Genomic DNA, 21,035 nt, shown 5'->3' with positions numbered 1-21,035 from the left:
GACCGGCTCCAGCACCTCGGCACCGTCAGGACACGTAAAAAAACTACGCGACGACCTGCTACGAGACGACGGCAGCGTGCGTGTCGGCCCACAACGCAGCGAGCACGGTCGCGGCCGAGCCGGTGCCCGCTTCCCGAAAGCCGGTACCGGCCCAGAGGGCGAGGCCGTGCGGGTCGCCGCGGCGGGCGGCATCCGCTCGCACAGTCTTGGTGAGGTGATGCACCTGCGGATACTCGTGCGGCACGGTCGCGTCGTGGGCGGTGATGAAGCCGTTCCGCAAGCCGCGGGCAGGGCGGCCGGAGAATGCCCAGGTTATGACGGTCTCGGTGAACCGCGGGTCGACGAGGGCGTCCTGGTGGGCCTGCTGCGCACCGGACTCGTCGGTGCGCAGCAGGGCGGTTCCGAGCTGCACAGCTTCGGCTCCGGCAGCCAGCAACGAGGCGATCTGCCCGCCAGAGTGGATGCCGCCCGCCACGATCAGCGGCAGCGTCACCACCTCGCGAATCGCGATCAACAGCTCCCCCAGAGCCAGGGTGCCCGGTTCGTCCCGCGTGGTGAAGGTCCCCCGGTGCCCGCCGGCCTCCGGCCCCTGCACGCAGAGTGCATCGACGCCGCGGTCAACCGCCTGACGGGCTTCGGGCACCGAGGTGACCGTGGCGATCAGGAACGACCCGGCCGTGTGCATCCGCTCGACGGCGTCTACCGGAGGCAGGCCGAAGGTGAACGAGACCACCGGAACCTGTCGCGCGATAACGACCGCCACCTTCTCGGAAAACCAGTCGTCGTCGGTCTCGTCAATTTCGGCGAACACAGCGCTGGGGTTCTCGCGGGCCAGCGCGTCGCGGTACGCCTCGACGGCGGCGCGGTCGATCAGGGGCAACTGCGGAACAAACAGGTTGACACCGAAAGGATTTTTCGTGCGCTGCTGTACGTCCACGATCTGCTCGGCCAGGACCGTCGGCGTCTTGTACCCGCCGGCAAGAAAGCCGAGGCCGCCCGCGTCGCTCACGGCGACCGCGAGGTTGGGCGTAGAGGCGCCACCGGCCATCGGCGCCGCGATGATCGGAATCGCTAGGTCATTTAGGGTGAACACGGGATCTCCTCGACTAGCTAGAGTGCACCTCTATCGACTGGAGTTGCATTCTCTCGACTGTTTTCGTGTGCTCGACGCGTTCTCGGGCACCCTTGCACCTTAGCCCCGGCCGGTCACCTCCCGACGACCGGCTGGGCGAGACCTCATTTGCCGCGGACCCGGCCCCGCGAGACGACAACTTCGACCCCTGAACCCTGGTCATCTCCGGGGAGGGCGGGTTCGGCCCCCTGAGAGCCGGCCCAGGGGCGGAACGTGTTCTCTCGCGCCAGCGATGTAGCCGAAGCTGGCAACTCGCGCCGGGAGGTGTCCGGCGACGCGAAACGGCAACGACGGCCGTACCGTGAGTTGCGGTCAACCGAATCAGATGGCTCCACGGTCGGAATCGCTAGGGTGGAACGACGAGGGGGTGCATGACTATGGGGTATTTCTACATTGCAGTTGCTCTGCTCGCCATGCTGACGGGCGGCCTCCTGCTCGTCGTGCCACAGCACACCACGCAGGGCGTGATCTTTGGGGGCAGGATTCTTCTGGTCATCGCCGCTCTGCTCGCGATCCGTCGCCTCGACCGCACGGTCAAACGTGTCGGGGTGAGCGTATGACCGCAGCCGCTCCCTCACCCCTCGTGCTCGAGTGGGCCGCGCGGCAACTCGCCGTCGCCGAGCTGCGCTGGGTGCGTTCGCTGCCCGGCGGCACCCACGCCAGAACGAGCGTTGTCGGTACCCCCGACGGCGCCGAGTTCGTGTTGCGGCAGTTTCCGCCCGGTGACGACGCCGTGCGGCTCGAGATCCGCGTCCTCAGCACCCTGGGCGACCTCGGCGAGCTGGCTCCGCAGCTGCTGGCCGCCGACGCTGACGGCACCGTGAACGAATGCCCGCTCATCGTCACGACGCTGCTGCCAGGTCGGGCCTCGATCACCCCCACAAACCCGCACGACTTCGCGCGGCAACTCGGGGCGGCGCTTGCGCGCATCCACTCTCTTGCTGTTATTCCAGGGCTCACCGACCTGTTCACCGAACCGGCGACCGAGTCACCGATGCATTCCGTGTGGCACCAGCTCACCGGCGAATCCCGCGTGCTCACCCACAACGACTTCTGGTCCGGCAATACCGTTTGGCTGAACGAACGCCTGACCGGGATCGTGGACTGGTCGGGCGCCGGGCGAGCGCCGCGCGGGTATGACCTGGCCTGGTGTCGCCAGGACCTGGTGTTTCTCTACGACGTGACGGTCGCCGACGTCTTTACCCGCGCCTACGACCAGGCGTTCGGCTCCCCCACCCCCGATGTGGCCCTCTGGGACCACTTCGCAGCGATGAAGGCCTACCCCCGAGTGGAAACCTGGGCGCCCAACTACACGGATCTCGGCCGAGACGACCTCGACGGCGCCGGGCTGCGCCGACGCCTGACCGAATGGATGCTGCGACTCGACGCTGGCTAATACGGAGGCTGCAGGTTCGAAACCATTGGAAAGTGTCGCAGGTTGAGTGTGAGCAATCGGGCCTGAAAGCGAATCGCTGTGGCAGCAATCGCTAGGTCCGCACCATCAATCGTGTGATGGCTGGGTAGCCACTGTCGGCCCAATGCACCCGCTGCTTCAGCGACCTCGGCATTGACCGGATGCCAAATCAACGTCGCGAGCAGTGCCCGAGTACCTGCCTCCACGTTCGGTCGCATTTCGGCCAAAACTTCGAGGCGAGTCATCTCACTCGCGTGCAGGGGTGCCAGAACACGCTCGGTTTCGAGGACATCGGCCGCACCCTGGTGGCCTCGGAGGTAATCGATCAAAAACCGACGCGTACATGAGGACGGTCACGACGCGGTCTGCCCCAGACGGTCGCCGGAGCGTACCCGGTCAACCCAGGTCGCGCCGTCGACGTCGCGACCGTTCCACGTCCCGAAGGAGGCGCGCATGGCCTGCAAATCTGCCTCGCTTGAACGCTCCGACAGGTAGAGCGCCTCGACAGCATCTCGAATGAGTGCAGACACAGACTTACCCGTGCAAGCGGCTTCCGCATCGAGGGCATGACGCTCGTCTTCCGTTAGGGAAATCTGCGTTCTTAGCACGATGAAAGATACATCACTTGTCGGGAAGGCCAAACGATTAACGAGGCAGGGCCCCACCGAAGTGGGGCCCTGCACGGCGCTTCGTGGAAACGCGAAAAACTACGGGTTACGCATTGAGCGCGGCCTGGAGTTCCAGGGTGATGGTGACCTTGTCGCCGAGCAGCATTCCACCGGTTTCGAGGGCAGCGTTGTAGGTGAGGCCGAAGTCTTCACGGTTGACCTCGGTCTTGGCCGTGGCACCGAACTTGTAGTTGCCGTAGGGGTCTCCGCCGAAGCCGCCGAACTCGAGCTCGAACGTGGCCGGCTTGGTAACGCCCTTGATGGTGATGTTGCCGTCGACGAGATATTCGCCCTTAACGACGCGCACACCGGTCGACGCGAAGTCGATGGTCGGGTACGTCTCGGCGTCGAAGAAGTCTCCGGTGCGCAGGTGACCGTCGCGGCCCGGCTCGTTGGTGTTGATCGAGACGACCTTGGCCGAGGCGGTGACGCTCGTCTGGAGCGGGTCCTCGCCGGTCACGAAGGTGGCGTCGAAGTCATCAAAGGTGCCCTTGACCTTGCTGATGACGATGTGGCGAATGCTGAAGCTGACGGAGCTGTGGGTCTTGTCAATGGTCCAGGTTCCGGCCTTGTAGCCCGGGATATTGGTGATCGTAGTCTCGCTCATAGAAGTTCTCCTCAAGTGTGTGGGCCCAGGAATTGTCGCCCTCGGATACATGCAAGCGCATAGAAGATGCACATATTCCCCAGAAGACAAGTATTCATCTTCCCCTGTTCGGGCGTTCAGACGGGACCTACACTCAGTCCGACCGAATAGGCTCACCCTGTCACGAGGTTCTGCGTGTTTAATGGGAGGTTGCTGTGAGCGCACGCGCACCAAGCATGCGGGGGGTAGCGGGTGAGAGCCTGCTGATCGCCGCCGGAGGCCGGGCCATCCTGCTGCAGCTGGCGAATCCGGCCATCGGGCACGGCGTGGCCGATCACAGCCATTTCGCCGCCACGCCACTCGCCCGGCTGAGCGGCACGCTCAGCTACGTCTACGCCACCGTCTTCGGCGAGGCCGACCTGGCCGCTGCGATGGCCGCGCGGGTCAATCACGCGCACGTTCCCGTGCATTCGGTCGGCACGACCCCCGAGTACAACGCGTTCACCCCCGAATTGCAGCTCTGGGTTGCCGCGACGCTCTATGAATCGGCCACCCACCTGCACGCTTTGATCTACGGCCCGCTCGACGACGACATCGCCGATACCGTCTATAGCGAATACGCCCGGCTCGGCACGTCACTGCAAGTGCCGCCGGAACTATGGCCGACAGATCGCGCCGCCTTTCGCCGGTATTGGCACGAGCAGCTGCAGCTGCTGACAACGGATGCCGCCACCCGCGCGGTCGCGCACGAGCTGTTGCACTCGCGGTCGGCTCCGTTCTGGTATCGGACCGTTCTGCCGCTGGCCCGGCTGATGACCGCCGGACTGCTGCCGCCCCACGTTCGCGTGCTGTTCGAACTTCCCTGGACCGAGCGGCACGAGCGGCGCTTTGATCGCGTGCTGGGCGGCATCCGCTTGATTTATCCCCGCCTGCCGCTGGCACTGCGCCACTGGCCCAAGAATCACTATCTGCGCGTGCTGCGCAAATCCGGTCAGCGCGAATCCACGGCGGCCGCGCCCGCGCCGGTAGTGTGAGAGTCCAATGACGCAGCCGCAGACTCCCCACCCCGGACTCGACAGCACCGATCGCCAGATTATCGCCGAGCTCAGCCGGGACGGTCGACTCTCGATGCGCCAGCTGGCCCTGCAGGTGCACATCTCCCGCACCGCCGCCCACACCCGGGTGCAGAAGCTGATCAGCCACGGCGTGATCACCGGCTTCGGTGCCGAAACCGACCGTAAGGCACTCGGGCTCAACGTGTCCGCGCTCGTAGTCGTGAAAATCGGCGACGTCGCCTGGGGCGCAATTGCCGCGCAGCTCGCCGAACTGCCGTTCGTGGAGAAGGCGCAGGCCGTGAGCGGCGACATCGACATCATTCTCACGGTGAGCGCTCCCGACCATGAGCAGCTCAGCCAGGCCATTCTGCGCGATATCCACACCATGCCGGGGGTGATCTCGACCCGGTCCCACCTCATTCTCGACGAGATCATCGGGCACGCACCCGGCACGACTCCGGACGCCTGGCACTGATTCAGGACTCAACCATGCCGATTGGTCGCCGTCTGGCGGATGATCGGCCAATCGTTCACAACTGCGAAAAAGCGCGGCCAGGCCTGCGAAAAGGGCGCACCATTGGCTCATGAGCCTCAATGTCGAGAGCACGCCGCTGACGGCTGTGCTGGCACCCCCACCCCTGCGGTTGATCGATGATTCGGGGAACGCCGTTCCGGGCACCGAGAGCGGCGGATTCGTCCTTCCCCCGGTCGAGACGCTGCTCGGCCTCTACCGGCAGATGGTCGTGGCCCGCCGGTTCGACGTGCAGGTCACCGCCCTCACCCGGCAAGGTCGCCTCGCCACCTACCCATCCGCGCTCGGCCAGGAAGCCTGCGAGATCGCCGCCGTCGCCGCGCTCTCGCCGCAGGACTGGCTGTTTCCGACCTACCGGGACAGCATCGCGCTGCTCACCCGCGGTGTCGAGCCGAAGGATATTCTCGCCTCGTTCCGCGGCGACTGGCACAGCGGTTACGACTATCAACAGCATCGCATCGCCCCGCAGGCCACCCCGCTCGCCACCCAGGCGCTGCACGCCGTGGGCCTCGCCACCGCGGCCAAGCTCAAACGTGACGACACCGTGGCGCTCACCCTGCTCGGCGACGGGGCCACGAGCGAGGGTGACGCTCACGAGGCGTTCAACTTTGCCGCAGTCTGGCAGGCCCCCGTCGTCTTCGTGGTGCAGAACAATCAATTCGCGATCAGCGTGCCCCTCGACAAGCAGATGGCCTGCCGCACCATCGCCGACAAAGCGATCGGCTACGGCATGCCCGGCTTCTACGTTGACGGCAACGACGTCGCCGCCATGTTCGCGGTCATCTCGGCGGCGGTCAACCGAGCCCGCAACGGCGGCGGCCCGACCCTGATCGAGGGCCTCACCTACCGCATCGAGGCGCACACCAACTCGGATGACCCCACCCGCTACCGCAAAACCGCCGACGTCGACCTGTGGCGCAGCCGCGACCCGATCGAACGCCTGGAGAAGTACCTCATTGCCCAGGGGGCGTTGTCCGAGGAAGAGCGCGCTTCCGTCGCTGCGGCCGCGGAGGCGCTCGCAGCGACGACCCGCGAGTGCATGACGGAGCAGGCGGTGGTCGATCCGCTCGAGCTGTTCGAGCACGTCTACGCCACTCCCCGCTCCGCCCTGGCCGAGCAACGCGCCTTTCTGGCGGCCGAACTCGACGGCGACGCCGACGCATCCGCTGGTGAATACGAAGAGAGCACCCGATGAGCCCCCAGCAGACCCTCGAGACCGGAACAGCTGTGCGCGCTCCGGACAACCTGACCATGGCCGCCGCCCTCAACGCGGCCATTCGCGACGCCATGGTCGACGATCCGACGGTCGTGCTGTTCGGCGAAGACGTCGGGCCGCTCGGCGGCGTGTTCCGGGTCACCGACGGCTTATACGCCGAATTCGGCGAGACCCGGGTGAGCGACTCGCCGCTGGCCGAGGCCGGCATCGTCGGAACGGCGATCGGCATGGCGATGTACGGCCTGCGCCCGGTGGTCGAGATGCAGTTCGACGCGTTCAGCTACCCAGCGTTCCAGCAGATAGTGTCGCACGTGGCGAAGATGCGCAACCGTACGCGCGGCAAGATTTCGCTGCCGATCGTCATTCGCATTCCCTACGCTGGCGATATCGGCGGCGTCGAGCATCACTCCGACTCCTCCGAGGCGTATTGGACGGCGACGCCCGGGCTGACCGTGGTGAGCCCGTCGAACCCGGCCGACGCCTATTCCATGCTGCGGGGCGCCATCGCGAGCGACGACCCGGTGATTTTCATGGAGCCGAAGAGTCGCTACTGGAGCAAAGCGGAGCTTTCCCTGCCGGTGCAGACCGAGCCGCTGAACCGGGCCGTCGTGCTACGGGAGGGCAGCGATGTCACGCTCATCGCCTACGGTCCGACTGTGAAGACCGCCCTCGCGACGGCCGAACAGGGCGCGGCTGAGGGGCTCTCGATCGAGGTCATCGACCTGCGCACGCTGTCGCCGTTTGATGACGAGACGGTGGGGGCATCAGTTCGAAAGACCGGCCGGGCCGCGATCGTGCACGAGGCCGCCCAGTTCGGCGGTTACGGCGCTGAGGTGGCCGCTCGCCTGACCGAGCGCAACTTCTTCTACCTGGCCGCGCCCATTCTGCGCATCACCGGCTTCGACATTCCGTACCCGTCACCCAAGCTCGAGGAGTATTTCTTGCCGACCCCCGACCGAATCCTCGCCGCGCTGTCGACCTGGGAGTGGTCCTGATGAGCCGCGAGTTTCTGCTGCCCGACCTCGGTGAAGGACTGACCGAGGCCGAGATCGTGGCCTGGCTGGTCGCTCCCGGCGATACGATCGCCATCGACCAGGCCGTGGTCGAGGTTGAATCGGCCAAGTCGATCGTGGAGCTGCCGTCGCCCTACGGCGGCGTCGTGGCAAGCCTGTTCGGCGAGCCCGGCCAGGTCATTCATGCCGGGCAGGTGCTGCTGACCGTGACCGACGCGACTGATGACGCTTCAGCCGGTGTTGTCGACGTTCCGGTCGCCGCGGCGACCGTCGTGGCGGTCGAAGGCTCCGGAGCCGTTCTGGTCGGCTACGGCACGACCGAAAGCACCCGGCCGGCGCGCAAGGTAGCCGCCGGGCGGTTCGGCACCCCGCGGGCAGCGGATGCCCCGGCACCGGCTGCATCGACGCCGCCCGTCGCCGTTGCGCTGGCCGAGCGCCCCGCCGAGGTGGCGGCATCCGTTTCTGCAGCCATCGATTCGTCCAGCACGGTCGACCCGATCCGCCACTCCCCCGTCGTGTCTCCGATCGTGCGCCGGCTGGCGCGCGAGAACGGGTTCGACGCGAGCACGCTGGCCGGGAGCGGGCACGACGGTCTGGTGCTGCGCAGCGACGTCGAGGAACACATTCGCGCGCTCACCGCTCCGGCCGTGGCTGTCGATGTGGCTGTCGAGGTGGCAGTCGATGTGGGTATTGCGACGCCGCCCAGCACTGTCGACGCGGCGAGTGCGGATATTCGCATTCCCATCACCGGCCTGCGCAAAGTCGTGTCGCAGCGGCTGACCACGTCGCGTCGGGAGATTCCCGAGGCGACGATCTGGCTCGACGTCGACGCGACCGCCCTGTTCGCCGCGCGGGACCAGCTGCTCGCGGCGACGGATGAGCGGTTCAGCGTGACGGCGCTCATCGCGCGCTTCGTGGTGGCCGGGCTGCGCCGGTATCCGGTGCTCAATTCCTCGGTCGACACCGCGAGCCAGGAGATTCTCCAGCACGGAGCCATCAACCTCGGCATTGCGGCGCAGACCTCACGCGGGCTGATGGTTCCCGTCATCCACCGTGCCCACGCGATGAGTACGCGACAGCTGCGCGATGCCCTCGCCGCGCTGGTCGCACAGTCGCCCGACGGCACCTTCTCGCCGAGCGCGCTGACCGGGGGAACCTTCACCCTCAACAACTTCGGATCGCTCGGCGTCGACGGTTCGGCCGCGATCATCAACCATCCCGAAGCGGCCATTCTCGGCATTGGGCGCATGATCGAGCGGCCGTGGGTGGTCGAACACGCACTCGCGGTTCGCACCGTCGTAGAACTCTCCATGGTGTTCGACCATCGGGTCTGCGACGGCGGAACGGCCGCCGGGTTTCTCACCTATGTGGCCGGCTGCATTGAAAACCCGGTGAGCCTGCTCGCCGACCTGTGAGCTCGGGGCGTGTCCTGAACGCCCACGATTCTGGCATCGGTTACTGAGTGATGTTTGTTGGCGTATAGGCTGCTGAGTGACACGGGGTGCTCCGCACAATGCGCGAGCTGAGATGAATACCCGTTGAACCTGTCTAGTTAGCACTAGCGAAGGAATGTCACGGATGACTGATCAGACCTCGAATATCACGCCGCGCACCACGCCTCGGATTCTCAGTATCGCCGGCACCGACCCGACCGGCGGTGCCGGCATCCACGCCGATTTGAAAAGCATCGCAGCCAACGGCGGGTACGGCATGGCAGTAGTAACAGCTCTGGTCGCGCAGAACACACGCGGGGTGCGCTCGGTGCACACCCCGCCGGTCGCGTTTCTGCGCCAGCAATTGAACGCCGTGAGCGATGACGTGACCATCGATGCCGTGAAGATCGGCATGCTCGCCGAAATCGACGTGATTCACGAGGTGCGTTCCTGGCTCAATGCCCACCGTCCTCCGCTCGTCGTGCTCGACCCGGTGATGGTGGCAACGAGTGGTCACCGGCTGCTCGAACCCCAAGCGGAGCAGGCGCTGCGTGATCTGATCCCCCTCGCCGATCTCGTCACACCCAACGTTCCCGAGCTGGCCGTTCTGCTCGCAGAACCCACAGCGGCAAACTGGGCTGCGGCCATCGAGCAGGGCAAACGACTATCAGCCCGCACCGGAGTAACCGTGTTGGTGAAGGGGGGTCATTTCGACGAAACCATCTGCCCTGACGCCCTGGTCAACACCCACGGGCTGCTGGCACAGAGCGTTGTCGAGTTTGCTTCGCCGCGCATCGCCACCAAGAATACCCACGGCACCGGATGCTCGCTCTCCTCGGCAATGGCCACGGTACAGGCGCGAACCGGGGACTGGGCTGCGTCTCTGGCCGAGGTCAAAGACTGGCTTCAGGATGCTCTGACCCATGCCGACGACCTCGAGGTCGGTCAGGGCCATGGCCCGATCCATCACTTTCATCGGCTGTTCGCAGGCGCGTCGGCCGAGTCGGCCACACCAGCTGATTCGGTGAAGTTCAGTGCGACACTGTGGCGCGATGTCGAGCAGATTCGCACGCAGATCTTCGATCTGCCGTTCATTAGGGATCTCGGTACTGGGGTTCTGGCCGAGCGAGATTTTGCGTATTATCTCGCTCAGGACGCGCTCTACCTCGCCACTTACTCGCGCGTTCTTGCGCGCGTCAGTGAGATCGCGCCGAGCATGCACGCACAGCGGTTTCTGGCCGATTCGGCACGACGGTGCCGCGACGTTGAGTTGGAATTGCACAGAAACTGGCTGGGGCAACGGGACGTGTCGTCCGAGGCCGGCCCGGTAACGGCTGGCTACCTGGATCACTTGCTCGGGCTCGCTGAGGGCGGAAACTATGCGGTGCTTCTGGCGGCGCTGTTGCCCTGTTTTTGGCTCTATGCGGATGTCGGTGAGCGGCTGCACACCGACTTTCTGGCGCGCACCGAGACAGCAGTGCATCCATATGCCGCGTGGCTCCAGACCTATGCCGATGAAGAATTCGCCGCGGCCACGAGGGAAGTCATCGCGCTCACCGACGCCGCTGCGGCGACGGCCTCTGCCGCGCAACGCTCGGCGATGCGCCAGGCGTTTGCCACCTCGTCACGGTTTGAGCTCGACTTCTTCGACGCCCCTCGGCACTCTGTGTTGGCCTGAGATGACCACGCCAAACTCGGTACTGTGTGCGGTATCAGCCCAGCGCGGGCAGGCTGGCCAGAAGTCGCTGCGCGGCATCCGTCGGGTCGTTGGCGTCGGTGATCGCGCGCACCACAACCACTCGAGTCGCGCCAGCATCGACGACTTGGTTGATGTTGCTGAGGTCGATGCCGCCGATGGCAAACCATGGCAGCTCGCTGTCGGTGGCTGCGCTGCGGGCGGCCGCGTAACGCAGAAGCTGCGTTCCGACCGCCGCTCGACCGGGTTTTGTCGGTGTGGCCCAGACTGGGCCGACGCAAAAATAGTTAAGATCGTTCGCGGCCAGTGCTGCATCCACGTGTTCGGTAGTGTGTGTGGACAGGCCGATCACGGCGGCCGGGCCGAGCAGGGTGCGAGCGGAGGCCACCGGCAGGTCTGTCTGGCCTACATGAAATACCGGAGCGCCCGTCAGGCTGCCAATATCCGCCCGATCGTTGACGGCCCAGAGTCGTGCGTGCTGGTCGGCAACCGAGCGCAGAATTTCGAGATATTCGAGCTCCTCGGCGGCGTCGATATTTTTGTCGCGAAGCTGAATAATGTCGACCCCACCAGCGAACGCCGCCGCCACGAAGTCAGCGAAATCGCCACGATCCTTCCGGGCATCGGTGCAGAGATACAGCCGGGCTTTTGTCTGGTCCATGCGACCAACCCTATGGGCCAAGTTCGAGCGTCCGTGCCAGCGCAGAAAAACGGTGCGCACCATGAATGAACGAGTCGTGAACCGCACGGTCGACGTCGCCGTGATCGGCGGTGGCATTATCGGGCTCGGCATTGCCTGGGCTGTTGCGCACTCCGGCCGCACGGTGGTCGTCATCGATCCGGACCCCGCCGGCGGCGCAACGTACGCTGCGGCCGGAATGCTCGCGGCGGTGAGCGAATTGCACTACCAAGAAGAGGTGTTGCTCGAGCTCATGCTCGCCTCCTCGGCGCTGTATCCGGCGTTCATCGAATCACTGGGGCCCGAGCATCACCTAACCGGGTATCAGAGAACTCACACCATGACTGTTGGCGCTGATTCGGCCGACCGGCAAGCGCTGGCCGACCTGCGTGGGGTGCAGCTCGCCAACGGGCTAGCCGTCGACCCGCTGACCATTCGCGCGGCGCGCGTGCTTGAACCGCTTCTGAGCCCTCACGTTTCCGGTGCCTTCATGGTGGAGCAGGATCATCAGGTCGACCCGCGCCGGCTCGCCGAGCGCATCCAACTCGCACTTGCCACGCTGGCGAAAAGCCGCCGGTGGGGCCACGACGCCCTGATCCGGGTGAATGCCATGGGGCTATTGCACGACGATTCCGCGGATGCCTCATCTCGCGTCACCGGTGTCGCCCTGGCTGATGGCGGAACGGTCAGTGCCGCCGAAGTAGTTGTGGCCAATGGCCTCGCGGCGGCCATGTTGAACGGGCTACCAGAGCGACTGACCATGCCACTTCGACCGGTTTACGGCGATATTCTACGGCTTCGGGTGCCGGCGCACCTTCGGCCGTTGCTCACCTGCACGCTCCGCGGGCTGGTGCACGGCGTGCCGGTCTATTTGGTTCCACGATCGGACGGAACGGTCGTGATCGGAGCCACCCAACGCGAAGACGGCTCCACTGCGGTGTCGGCTGGTGGCGTCTATCAGCTATTGCGTGACGCCCAGGTGTTGCTGCCGGCGGTCAGGGAGCTCGAGCTGATCGAAGTAACCGCTCGCGCTCGTCCAGGAACGCCCGATAACGCGCCACTGCTTGGCCGGGTCTCGCGAACCGGTAGGGAAACACCAGGCAGCGACATCCCCGGGCTTATCATCGCCACCGGATTTTTCCGCCACGGCGTACTGCTCACCCCGGTAGCTGCCCATTACTGTCTTCAGCTCATCGAGGGAAGTGCAGACCAGCGGTGGGAGCGCTTTCGGCCCCACCGTTTCTCTGCAACCCGACCGTCAGCATCCGTTTCCCTACAAGGAGTTGTCAGCTCGTGACCGAATCCAGGCCCATTTATATACCTGCCAGCGCGATCACCGTCAACGGCACAGAACGAATTGTTCGGCGCGGCAGCACCGTGACCGACCTGGTCGCCGAGATCACCGGTCGCCACATCGCAGCGGATGGCCGTGCGACCGACAAACAAGGTCTCGGCGTGGCAGTTGCACGCAACCGTGAAGTCGTTCCACGCAGCCAATGGTCGGGCACCGTGCTCACGGCCGGCGATGACATTGAAATTGTCACCGCAGTTCAGGGAGGTTGACCGTGGAAACCGAACAACTCACAATCACTGACAGCCTGGTGATCGACGGCGTGCAGTTGAATTCACGTCTAATCATGGGTACCGGCGGCGCACCGAGCCTCGAGGGCCTCGGCGCGGCCCTTCACGCCTCCGGAACCGAGCTCACCACCGTCGCAATGCGGCGTCACAGCGTGACGACGGCCGGATCGCTGTTCGATCTTCTGGTCGATCGCTCCATTCGGGTACTGCCCAATACCGCTGGCTGCTTTACCGCGCGCGAAGCCGTCTTGACCGCACAGCTGGCGCGGGAAGCCCTCGAGACCGACTGGATCAAACTCGAGGTCATCGCCGATGAGCACACCCTCCTTCCCGATGCGGTCGAACTGCTGGACGCGACCGAACAGCTTGTCGCGCGCGGCTTCAAGGTTTTCGCCTACACAAATGACGATCCCGTGCTGGCCCTTCGCCTTGAGCATCTCGGTGCCGTCGCCGTGATGCCACTTGGGGCTCCGATCGGCACCGGGCTCGGCATCCTCAATCCGCACAATATCGAGCTGATCGTTTCTCGTGCCGGCGTTCCCGTGGTGCTGGATGCTGGAATCGGCACCGCATCCGACGCTGCACTCGCGATGGAGCTGGGCTGCGATGCCGTGCTCCTGGCCACGGCGGTGACGCGCGCGCAGAACCCGGCACTCATGGGCGAAGCCTTCAAACATGCGGTAATTGCGGGTCGGCTGGCGTCCCAGGCTGGCCGGATTCCGAAGCGTGAACTCGCCTTGGCTTCATCGACGATGAACGGGAGGCCCGACCTATGAGTGACGTGACACTCTTAGCACCGCTCGTCGAACCGGGCGACGAGCTAACTGCCGCGGAACTCCAGCGGTACTCGCGCCACATTCTCATTCCCGAAATGGGTATTGTCGGCCAACGACGGTTGAAGAATGCGCGGGTGCTGGTGATTGGCGCCGGCGGTCTCGGTTCACCGGTACTGCTCTACCTGGCGGCTGCGGGGGTGGGTACCCTGGGTGTTATCGACAATGACACCGTGGACCTGAGCAACCTGCAGCGTCAGATTATCCACGGTGTTGCAGACCTCGGTCACTCGAAACTTGAGTCCGCTGCCGCGGCGGTAGCCCAGCTCAACCCACTCGTGTCGATTCACCGGCACGATGTTTGGCTTGACTCGGCGAACGCTCTGGACTTATTCGCCCAGTACGACCTGATCGTTGACGGTGCCGATAATTTCGCCACTCGCTATCTGGTCAGTGATGCCGCCGCGATGCTCGGCAAGCCCTGTGTCTGGGGATCCATCCTGCGTTTCGACGGGCAGGTCAGCCTGTTCTGGAATGAGCACGGCCCCACCTACCGCGACCTGTATCCAGAAGCCCCACCGGCGGGCTCCGTGCCCAACTGCGCAGAAGGCGGAGTGTTCGGGATGCTCTGCGGAACGATCGGCTCAACGATGGTCGCCGAAGCCGTGAAATTGATCACCGGAGTCGGCCGCACGCTTCTGGGCCGGGTCGTGCTCTTCAACGCGTTTGACGCGTCGTGGCGCGAACTCGCCATTGCACGCGACCCCGCCAATAAACCAGTCACAGAGTTGATCGATTACGACGTATTCTGCGAAACAATGCCCGCATCGAATCAGGTCGACGACGCGATCTCCGTGCACGAACTCGCGGCTATGCTCGAAAGCCGGAAGCGCGGCGCGCGTGACTTCGACCTCATTGACGTGCGGGAACCCGGGGAATTCGACATCGTGCATATTGCCGGGGCGCTGCTCATTCCGCAGGGCGGAATCCTCTCGGGGAAGGCACTTTCGTCTCTCTCGCGGGACCGCGATATCGTGGTGCACTGCAAGGCGGGTGCCCGCTCGGCTGCCGTTCTGGCCAAGCTGCATAGCCATGGCTACGACCGAGTGTGGCAGGTCGAGGGTGGTATCGACGCGTGGGTGCGGGAGATCGCAACGGTACTGCCGACCTGAACGAAGCCACCGGGGCGGTCGAACGCAAAGAAAACACCTTCGCAGGGGGATGCGAAGGTGTTATCTTTGCCACTCGCCGGTGTACGGGCCGGGAAAGCACGATTTGGGGGCAGCGTGCGGCTGCGCTCGCTGAGGATCGGATTCCCCAGCGAGAGTCATAACCTCAGGCGCTGACCGAGGCGGCGCGGGACGCGAACGCGCCGCGAACCGGAGAGACGCGCACACTCGTGTGGTCGCATCCCGAGCATTTGAGCAGGTAGACCGGGAGCGAGGTGCGCTCGGCGTGGGCCGGATTCGCGCTGAGCCGGGCTGGGGACCGGCAGAAGGGGCAAGTCATGGTCATACGATCTCCAGAGGTGTTGTTGTCGGCTGCACGCCCTTAGTCTGCTCCGCGCCCCGGCCCCGAAACAGTGCCAAAGGTCCCGTACTGCGACAAAACCTCAGTTACCCGGATGCCGCGGCGCGCACCGGCCCGGTCTGGACGCCGCGTCGCTGCCATCGGGGCGCGGGCACCGGTGGGGGCGACGGTGCTGACGGCGCTGACGGCGCTACGCGGGCGCCGAGCTGGTGCGGGTGCAGAAGGCGGTGCCGGTTGCCGGTGCGTTAGCGTTGACGAATGAGGGGATCGCGCGTGGGACCGGTTCGGCCAAGCACGCGGCGGCCCATTCTGCTGCCGGCGGCCGTCGGACTCGTGGCGACCGCTGCCTACACCGTGTTGTCGGCGCTGCAGTGGCGCAGTTTCGCCGCTCCGTCCTGGGACCTCGGAATCTTCACCCAGCTGGCCCGGCAGTATGCCGGGCTCGAGGCTCCAATTGTGACAATCAAGGGCGACGGATTCAATCTGCTGGGTGACCACTTTCATCCGCTCCTGGTGCTGCTCGCCCCGATTTTCGCGATCTTTCCGCACTCCTTCACGCTGCTGGTCGTGCAGAATGCGCTGTTCGGTCTCGCCGCTGCGGCCCTGACCTACGGCGCGATGCGATTGCTCGGGCCGGTGACCGGCACGCTGTTCGGGCTGGCTTTCGCCTTCAGCTGGGGCCTGCAGGGCGCGGTGGAGGCGCAGTTTCACGAGATCGCGTTCGCCGTGCCGCTCCTCGCGCTGTCGCTGACCGCGTTTCTGCTGCGCAAGTGGGTGGCCTGCCTGCTCTGGGCGATGCCGCTCGTGTTCGTCAAGGAGGACCTCGGCCTCACCGTTGCCGCCCTCGGCATCGTGCTGGCCGTGCGCAGCCGACATCCGTTTGGCGTGTGGCTCGCCGTCTGGGGTATCGGCTGGTTTGCGCTCGCGAGCCTCGTGATTCTGCCGCTGCTCAATCCGAACGGTGCCTGGGCCTACTCGAGCAGCATCGACCTGCCCGCTATTCTCAGCGATCCGGCCGCGTTGCTGCAGCCGCAGAAGGGGGTGACGCTGCTGCTGCTTCTCGTGGTCGGCGGCGTGATTGCGGTGCGCTCGCCGCTCGCCCTCGTGCTGCTGCCGACGCTGGCCTGGCGGTTTCTGTCCGATAACTCGGGCTACTGGGGTCCAACCTGGCAGTACAGCGCCGTGCTCATGCCCATCGTGTTCGCCGCCGCGCTCGATGGCATTGTGCTCGTGCGCATCAGTCGGCGGGGCTGGCTGCGCGGTTTCGGGCGGCGGGCGGCATCCGTTTCGATCGTCGCCGGTCTGGTGCTCGCGACGACGCTGCCGCTGTTCAAGCTGACGAATGTGTCGGCCAATTTTTCGACGGATCGCGCCGCTTCCGCGCAGGCCGCCCTCTCCGTTGTGCCCGACGGCGCCCGGGTCGAATCTGATATCGGGCTGATGATTTACCTGGTGGAACGAACGGATGTCTACTGGCTCGGCAACCAGAATCCGCTCCCCGACTATCTGGTGATCGACCGTCAGACGGGCGGCCTGCCCGGCGAATGGACGTCTGCGCAGGTCGTCGCCGAGGCCCTGCATCCCGGAGTCGGCTTCACGACGATCTACTCCGGCGGCGGCTACGAGGTCGCCCGCGCTCACTGATCCTGCTGGCGTGGCCGACCCTGTTCGGGGCCCGGTCTCTTTGGGGCCGATCTGTTCGGGGCCCGGTCTCTTTGGGCCCGGGCCCGGAAAGTGGGCCCATGATGGATCATGGACCCACTTCCCTAAGGTAGGCCCAGCCTGCAGATTGTGGGCGGGTTCCCGTCGCCGAGTGCCGTCAGCAGCGCGGCTGCGGATTCCGGGTGGTCGACCGTCACGGCGAACTGGTTGCCGCGACGTAGGTTGGCCACGAGGGCCGGGCCGCCCCTCATCACCACGGCCGTCCGCCCGCTCGTCAGCGGTAGCCCCAGCCGCCCGACCGCAGCGGGCTTAGGGTCTCGGCGAACGCTGATTCCACCTGATCGAGCGGCACCTGCTTCAAACGGATGCCCAGGAGCCGCGACACCACGCGCAGCCCCCGTCGGTCGACGCTCACCCGAACCTGCACAAAGCCCAGTGTGAACATCAGGATCACACCGAGGATCACGGCGGTCAGGACGGCTGTTGACGAGTCTTGCGCGTCATCACCGAGCAGAGCGATCACGGCGACGACCCCGCCCAGCATGACCAATCCGCCGATAACGGCCACGACCGGACTCGTCACCATCATGGTCCAGGGAACTTTCGAGCTCCCCCGATCACGTGCGGGCCGAGACGTCCGCCCTCGCACTCATCCGGTCCAATCACGGACGGGCCGGTTACTCCGGCCTGCCTGATTGCCAGCTCCAGCTCGCGAAAGCGCGTGAATGGTTGCTCCGCCGAGTGACGTAGCAATTCACCCGCTTATGCGGCCAGTTACAGCCTCGGGGAATCGCCCAGCGGGCGTAGCGCAACATGATCGGCAGTTGCACTTGACAAGTCAGAAATATTTCCGATCCTTTGTCAGTATAAAGTGAGATTCTCTCCCGTTAATGTACTTTTCGGGTTATAATTATGGATGAAGGAGGCGCCGACGCCATGACCCTCACCGCCCCGCCAGCAGCAGCCGGTTCGATCCCGGAGCCTGAAGGTTCTCGGGTGGCGGTGATTGACCAGGCCGGTGCGATTCTGGCGGGAGCGTTGGACGGGGTGCGGTTTGGTCAGCTCGACGACTCCGAGGCGGTCGCGGTATTGGCAGCCCTGGAGAGGCTGGGTCGCAAGGTTGATGGGGCAAGGCTGCGGTCGACCACCGACATTGGTGCGCGTGCCGAAACTGACCTCGGCAACGGCTCGTTGGCCTACAAGAACGGATGCCACAACCGGGTCGAGTTCATCACCCAGCTCGCCGGCATCTCCGGCCGTGAAGCCAAACGTCGCCTGAAGCTCGGCGAGACCACGGTGGAGCGCACGCCTCTTGGCCTGCCCGTCCCCGCCCGGTACTCGGTCATCGCCGACGGGCTCGTCAGCGGCGACCTCGGGGTGGAATCGGCGGAGATCATCGCCACCGCCCTGACCGCATTGCAGGGCCGGGTCGGTCCGGACGACCTCGACCGCGTCGAACGCGCTTTGGTCGCGTCGGCGACTGGAGCGATCACGCCGGAAACTGCGGGGCTCCCGGGCGCAGGCATCCGCTTCGCTCCCGACATGCTGCGGGCGCAGGCGATGGAGTGGCAGGGGCGGCTCGACCCCGACGGCACCGCCCCGGGCGACGATGTCGTGGAGGCGAAGAGCACGTTGACGTTTGGCGTGCTCCGCAACGGGCTCTACCCGCTGCGCGCCGACGTCACCCCCGAACTGCGCGGCATCATGGACACCCTCTTCGATACGTTCCTGTCGTCCCGGTCTCGCAGCCCCATCTTCGTACCCACCGAACTGCTCGAGAGCCGCAATAAGCCCGAGCTGGACGGCATCGACGGTATCGACGGGGTGGAGAGCATCCCCGGCTCGGCCGCTTTCGGCACGGAACCATTCAGCGCCGACCAGTTCACCGGCGACCCCCGATTCGACGGCGACCGCCGCACCGCCGGTGAGAAGCGCGCCGACATCCTCCGCGCCATCCTCGAGGCGGCCGCACGAGACCCGAAAACCCCAACCATGGGCGGTGCCGCCCCCACCGTCATGGTGCACATCAACGCCGTCGACCTCGACCAGGGCCGCGGCGTCGGCTGGATCGATGGCGTCGAAGCACCCGTGTCGTTTCGCCGGGTGAAGGAGCTCATCTGCGCAGGCGGCTACCAGCAGGTCCTCTTCGGTGAGAACCGCGACGTGCTCTACCTCGGCGACAAAATCCGCTGCTTCACCGCCAAACAACGCACGGCAATTGCCGCCCGCGACGGCGGCTGCATCATCCCCGGCTGCACCATCCCCGCCCGCTGGACCGAAGTCCACCACGTCCTCCCCTGGGAACAGGGCGGCCCCACCAACATCGAAAACGGAACACTCTTGTGCTGGTTCCACCACCACACCATCAACACAAACGGGTGGAAAATCCGCATGGTCAAAGGCCGGCCCCAAGTGCTCGGCCCACTGCTGTGGGACCCGTCCCAAACCTGGCGACCCGCCCAGACCCACCGGGCCAATACGCCCAGCCCGGAACCACCGTTTAAGAGACAGTCCCCGCACGTGAGTTGAAGTGTGTTTCATGTGGCAGAGCAGTGCTGTTGGCGTAGCGTCCAGCGCTGAACGAGTCTGGCCCTTTCCTGAATTCGCCGTGGCCACATCCAAGTGGGTCGCAACCGCACGCGAGTGGCCTCGCGATGCGATAGTGGGCGCAAAGAGGGAGTATTCATGGAATGGGCTGCGATCGCTATTGGCACTGTCACCGCTTTAGCCGTGGTCTTCGTCTAGCGCTTGCGACGGGCGAGGAAGGCATCCATTCGGGCGAACTTGGCCTCGGATTCGAACAGAATCGACTGAGCAACGTTGTCGACGAGCGGATGCGCCGCCCGCGGAGCGTGGAAAACTTCCTTGGCCAGACGGGTCGCCAGCGGGTCCTGCGCGGCGATGCGGTCGGCCAGCGCGTGGGCGGCAGCGAGCAGGTCGTCGGGGTCGTGCACCTCGGTGACCAGATGCACGGCAAGGCATTCGGGGGCGCTCAGAATGCGTCCGGCCAGGATGATCTCCTTGGCCACCGGCTCGCCGACGAGCTCGGCCAGTCGCCAAAGCGCACCGGCAGCGGGCAGAATGCCGAGGGCTGTCTCCGGATTGCCGATCCGGGCGCTCGTGGAGGCGATGCGAAAGTCAGCCGCATAGGCCAGTTCGGCGCCGCCGCCGAGCGCCCAGCCGTCGATCGCGGCGATCACCGGCATCGGCAGTTTCGCAATGCGGGAGAACAGCCCGGAGTTGATGCCGAGCAGCGCGTCGTCGCGGCGCCGTTCGCGCAGCTGGGCGATGTCGGCACCCGAGGCGAAGACACCGTTCGCTCCGCTGATAATCAGGATACGCGGCTGCTGCTCCAGTTCAGCGCAAATTGCGTGCAGCTCATCGATCATGGTCTGGTCGATGGCGTTGCGCACGTCGGGCCGGTCGAGCTGCACGTGCACCCGGTCGGCGCGATGCTCAATCGTGAGAGTAGTGGGAATGTTGTTCATTGTGGAACGTCTCCGTTGAGGTCGGGGCTGGAATCGGGGTCAGTCGTGCCGGCCGGGAACACCCGCTTGTAATTGCGGCCGTCGGGCAGGGTCACCGTGCGGCTGACCAGGGTGCCGCGCCGCACCTGCAGGTAAATCGCCTGGGCGCTCACACCGCGTTCGGCCGCCGCCTCGGCGACGGACAGGCCGGGGAGGTCGGTCGGCACACTGCTTGGCCGCACGGATCGTTTGCGGCCGGCTTCGAGGCGGGCGCTGATCTCGTCGTCGGTGCCGCCCCAACGCCATTTGGCCGCCGGAGGCTTCAGTCCGGTCGCATCAGCGATCTGGTCCCACGACACGTCAGCAGCGAGGGCGCCGCGAACAGCGGCCAGGGTCGCCGGGTCCTGTTCGAGGGCGGTCTGCAGCGAGCGGATGGCGCGCAGCCGATCCAGGGGCGAACCAGCGGTATCCGTTTGCAGCGTCAGCACCCGCTCGAGCGCGGCCGCCGTGGTCGGCGCCAGAAACGATCCCATGCGTGGTCCCCCATCGAGTGTGCTGCGACTGGAGGCAGCAGCCCCATCTTGCCAGATCCAACGCG

22 protein-coding genes and 1 riboswitch are annotated in these 21,035 nt (G+C 65.5%); of the genes, 14 read left to right on the top strand and 8 right to left on the bottom strand.

From position 1 onward, the window contains the following. Positions 1-58 precede the first annotated feature (58 nt). Positions 59-1,093: a nitronate monooxygenase gene (locus CXY80_RS16700; protein ID WP_104133140.1), complete on the bottom strand. Its 1,035-nt coding sequence runs from the start codon at positions 1,091-1,093 to the stop codon at positions 59-61. Positions 1,094-1,503: 410 nt separating this feature from the next. On the opposite strand from CXY80_RS16700, the gene CXY80_RS19590 reads away from it, so the two are divergent. Together CXY80_RS19590 and CXY80_RS16695 are read left to right on the top strand one after the other, a co-directional pair. Further along, on the top strand, positions 1,504-1,692 hold the full coding sequence (locus CXY80_RS19590; RefSeq protein ID WP_158251695.1) for a hypothetical protein: 189 nt from the start codon (positions 1,504-1,506) through the stop codon (positions 1,690-1,692). After that, positions 1,689-2,528, top strand: coding sequence for a phosphotransferase family protein (locus CXY80_RS16695; RefSeq protein ID WP_158251694.1), 840 nt, complete (start codon positions 1,689-1,691; stop codon positions 2,526-2,528). Before CXY80_RS19590 ends, CXY80_RS16695 begins: the two co-directional genes overlap by 4 nt. Before the next feature lie 371 nt (positions 2,529-2,899). On the opposite strand, the gene CXY80_RS16685 is transcribed toward CXY80_RS16695, so the two are convergent. Then, positions 2,900-3,154, bottom strand: a complete 255-nt coding sequence (locus tag CXY80_RS16685; protein WP_158251693.1) for a ribbon-helix-helix domain-containing protein — start codon at positions 3,152-3,154, stop codon at positions 2,900-2,902. Positions 3,155-3,260: 106 nt separating this feature from the next. After that, complete coding sequence (locus CXY80_RS16680; protein ID WP_092449159.1) at positions 3,261-3,821, bottom strand: YceI family protein; 561 nt, start codon at positions 3,819-3,821, stop codon at positions 3,261-3,263. Between the two features lie 194 nt (positions 3,822-4,015). On the opposite strand from CXY80_RS16680, the gene CXY80_RS16675 reads away from it, so the two are divergent. From CXY80_RS16675 to CXY80_RS16650, 6 genes are all read left to right on the top strand, one after another. Then, on the top strand, positions 4,016-4,834 hold the full coding sequence (locus CXY80_RS16675) for an oxygenase MpaB family protein (RefSeq protein WP_233195433.1): 819 nt from the start codon (positions 4,016-4,018) through the stop codon (positions 4,832-4,834). A 7-nt stretch (positions 4,835-4,841) separates the two neighbouring features. Next, a complete protein-coding gene (locus CXY80_RS16670) occupies positions 4,842-5,330 on the top strand; it encodes an Lrp/AsnC family transcriptional regulator (protein ID WP_092449161.1) in 489 nt (162 codons plus the stop codon). A 109-nt stretch (positions 5,331-5,439) separates the two neighbouring features. Next, entirely contained in the window at positions 5,440-6,582 is a 1,143-nt protein-coding gene (gene pdhA, locus CXY80_RS16665) for a pyruvate dehydrogenase (acetyl-transferring) E1 component subunit alpha (protein WP_104133135.1), read from the top strand. After that, a complete protein-coding gene (locus CXY80_RS16660) occupies positions 6,579-7,598 on the top strand; it encodes an alpha-ketoacid dehydrogenase subunit beta (RefSeq protein WP_104133134.1) in 1,020 nt (339 codons plus the stop codon). The genes pdhA and CXY80_RS16660 overlap by 4 nt, the downstream gene beginning before the upstream one ends. Beyond that, complete coding sequence (locus CXY80_RS16655) at positions 7,598-9,031, top strand: dihydrolipoamide acetyltransferase family protein (RefSeq protein WP_104133133.1); 1,434 nt, start codon at positions 7,598-7,600, stop codon at positions 9,029-9,031. The genes CXY80_RS16660 and CXY80_RS16655 overlap by 1 nt, the downstream gene beginning before the upstream one ends. 72 nt (positions 9,032-9,103) lie before the next feature. Continuing rightward, a riboswitch (TPP riboswitch) is annotated at positions 9,104-9,203 on the top strand. Then, positions 9,186-10,727, top strand: a complete 1,542-nt coding sequence (locus tag CXY80_RS16650; RefSeq protein ID WP_158251692.1) for a bifunctional hydroxymethylpyrimidine kinase/phosphomethylpyrimidine kinase — start codon at positions 9,186-9,188, stop codon at positions 10,725-10,727. (Overlaps the previous riboswitch by 18 nt.) Positions 10,728-10,761: 34 nt before the next feature. Here CXY80_RS16650 and thiE read toward each other — a convergent pair whose 3' ends face one another. Beyond that, positions 10,762-11,406: a thiamine phosphate synthase gene (gene thiE, locus CXY80_RS16645; protein ID WP_104133131.1), complete on the bottom strand. Its 645-nt coding sequence runs from the start codon at positions 11,404-11,406 to the stop codon at positions 10,762-10,764. Between the two features lie 61 nt (positions 11,407-11,467). Between thiE and thiO the strand changes: the two genes are divergently transcribed. From thiO to moeB, 4 genes are read left to right on the top strand one after another with little or no spacing between them, the layout of a single operon-like run. Beyond that, positions 11,468-12,721 carry a glycine oxidase ThiO gene (gene thiO, locus CXY80_RS16640; RefSeq protein WP_092449196.1) on the top strand — a complete coding sequence of 418 codons (1,254 nt, stop codon included), beginning with the start codon at positions 11,468-11,470 and terminating at the stop codon, positions 12,719-12,721. Next, a complete protein-coding gene (thiS, locus tag CXY80_RS16635) occupies positions 12,718-12,987 on the top strand; it encodes a sulfur carrier protein ThiS (RefSeq protein ID WP_233195432.1) in 270 nt (89 codons plus the stop codon). The genes thiO and thiS overlap by 4 nt, the downstream gene beginning before the upstream one ends. A gap of 2 nt (positions 12,988-12,989) precedes the next feature. Next, positions 12,990-13,781: a thiazole synthase gene (locus CXY80_RS16630; protein WP_304466175.1), complete on the top strand. Its 792-nt coding sequence runs from the start codon at positions 12,990-12,992 to the stop codon at positions 13,779-13,781. After that, positions 13,778-14,950 carry a molybdopterin-synthase adenylyltransferase MoeB gene (gene moeB, locus CXY80_RS16625; RefSeq protein ID WP_104133129.1) on the top strand — a complete coding sequence of 391 codons (1,173 nt, stop codon included), beginning with the start codon at positions 13,778-13,780 and terminating at the stop codon, positions 14,948-14,950. Before CXY80_RS16630 ends, moeB begins: the two co-directional genes overlap by 4 nt. Before the next feature lie 163 nt (positions 14,951-15,113). Here the strand turns inward: moeB and CXY80_RS19210 are convergent, their stop codons facing one another. After that, positions 15,114-15,287: a hypothetical protein gene (locus CXY80_RS19210; RefSeq protein ID WP_158251691.1), complete on the bottom strand. Its 174-nt coding sequence runs from the start codon at positions 15,285-15,287 to the stop codon at positions 15,114-15,116. Positions 15,288-15,566: 279 nt separating this feature from the next. On the opposite strand from CXY80_RS19210, the gene CXY80_RS16620 reads away from it, so the two are divergent. Beyond that, the gene (locus CXY80_RS16620; RefSeq protein WP_104133128.1) at positions 15,567-16,952 is read left to right on the top strand and encodes a DUF2079 domain-containing protein; all 1,386 of its coding nucleotides are present in this window, start codon (positions 15,567-15,569) and stop codon (positions 16,950-16,952) included. A 292-nt stretch (positions 16,953-17,244) separates the two neighbouring features. Here the strand turns inward: CXY80_RS16620 and CXY80_RS16615 are convergent, their stop codons facing one another. Next, on the bottom strand, positions 17,245-17,559 hold the full coding sequence (locus tag CXY80_RS16615; RefSeq protein WP_092449170.1) for a hypothetical protein: 315 nt from the start codon (positions 17,557-17,559) through the stop codon (positions 17,245-17,247). A 347-nt stretch (positions 17,560-17,906) separates the two neighbouring features. Here CXY80_RS16615 and CXY80_RS16610 point away from each other — a divergent pair, with 347 nt between their 5' ends. Beyond that, positions 17,907-19,499, top strand: a complete 1,593-nt coding sequence (locus tag CXY80_RS16610; protein WP_158251690.1) for an HNH endonuclease signature motif containing protein — start codon at positions 17,907-17,909, stop codon at positions 19,497-19,499. 212 nt (positions 19,500-19,711) lie between these two features. Here CXY80_RS16610 and CXY80_RS16605 read toward each other — a convergent pair whose 3' ends face one another. Both CXY80_RS16605 and CXY80_RS16600 read right to left on the bottom strand, forming a co-directional pair. Further along, a complete protein-coding gene (locus CXY80_RS16605) occupies positions 19,712-20,458 on the bottom strand; it encodes an enoyl-CoA hydratase/isomerase family protein (RefSeq protein WP_092450750.1) in 747 nt (248 codons plus the stop codon). Further along, entirely contained in the window at positions 20,455-20,970 is a 516-nt protein-coding gene (locus tag CXY80_RS16600; RefSeq protein ID WP_104133126.1) for a hypothetical protein, read from the bottom strand. The genes CXY80_RS16605 and CXY80_RS16600 overlap by 4 nt, the downstream gene beginning before the upstream one ends. Between the last annotated feature and the right edge of the window lie 65 nt (positions 20,971-21,035).

This window comes from Cryobacterium sp. M91, assembly GCF_002929615.1.
In the GTDB taxonomy this organism is placed as follows: Bacteria; Actinomycetota; Actinomycetes; order Actinomycetales; family Microbacteriaceae; genus Cryobacterium; species Cryobacterium levicorallinum.
This window is presented reverse-complemented; position numbering and strand designations above follow the sequence as displayed.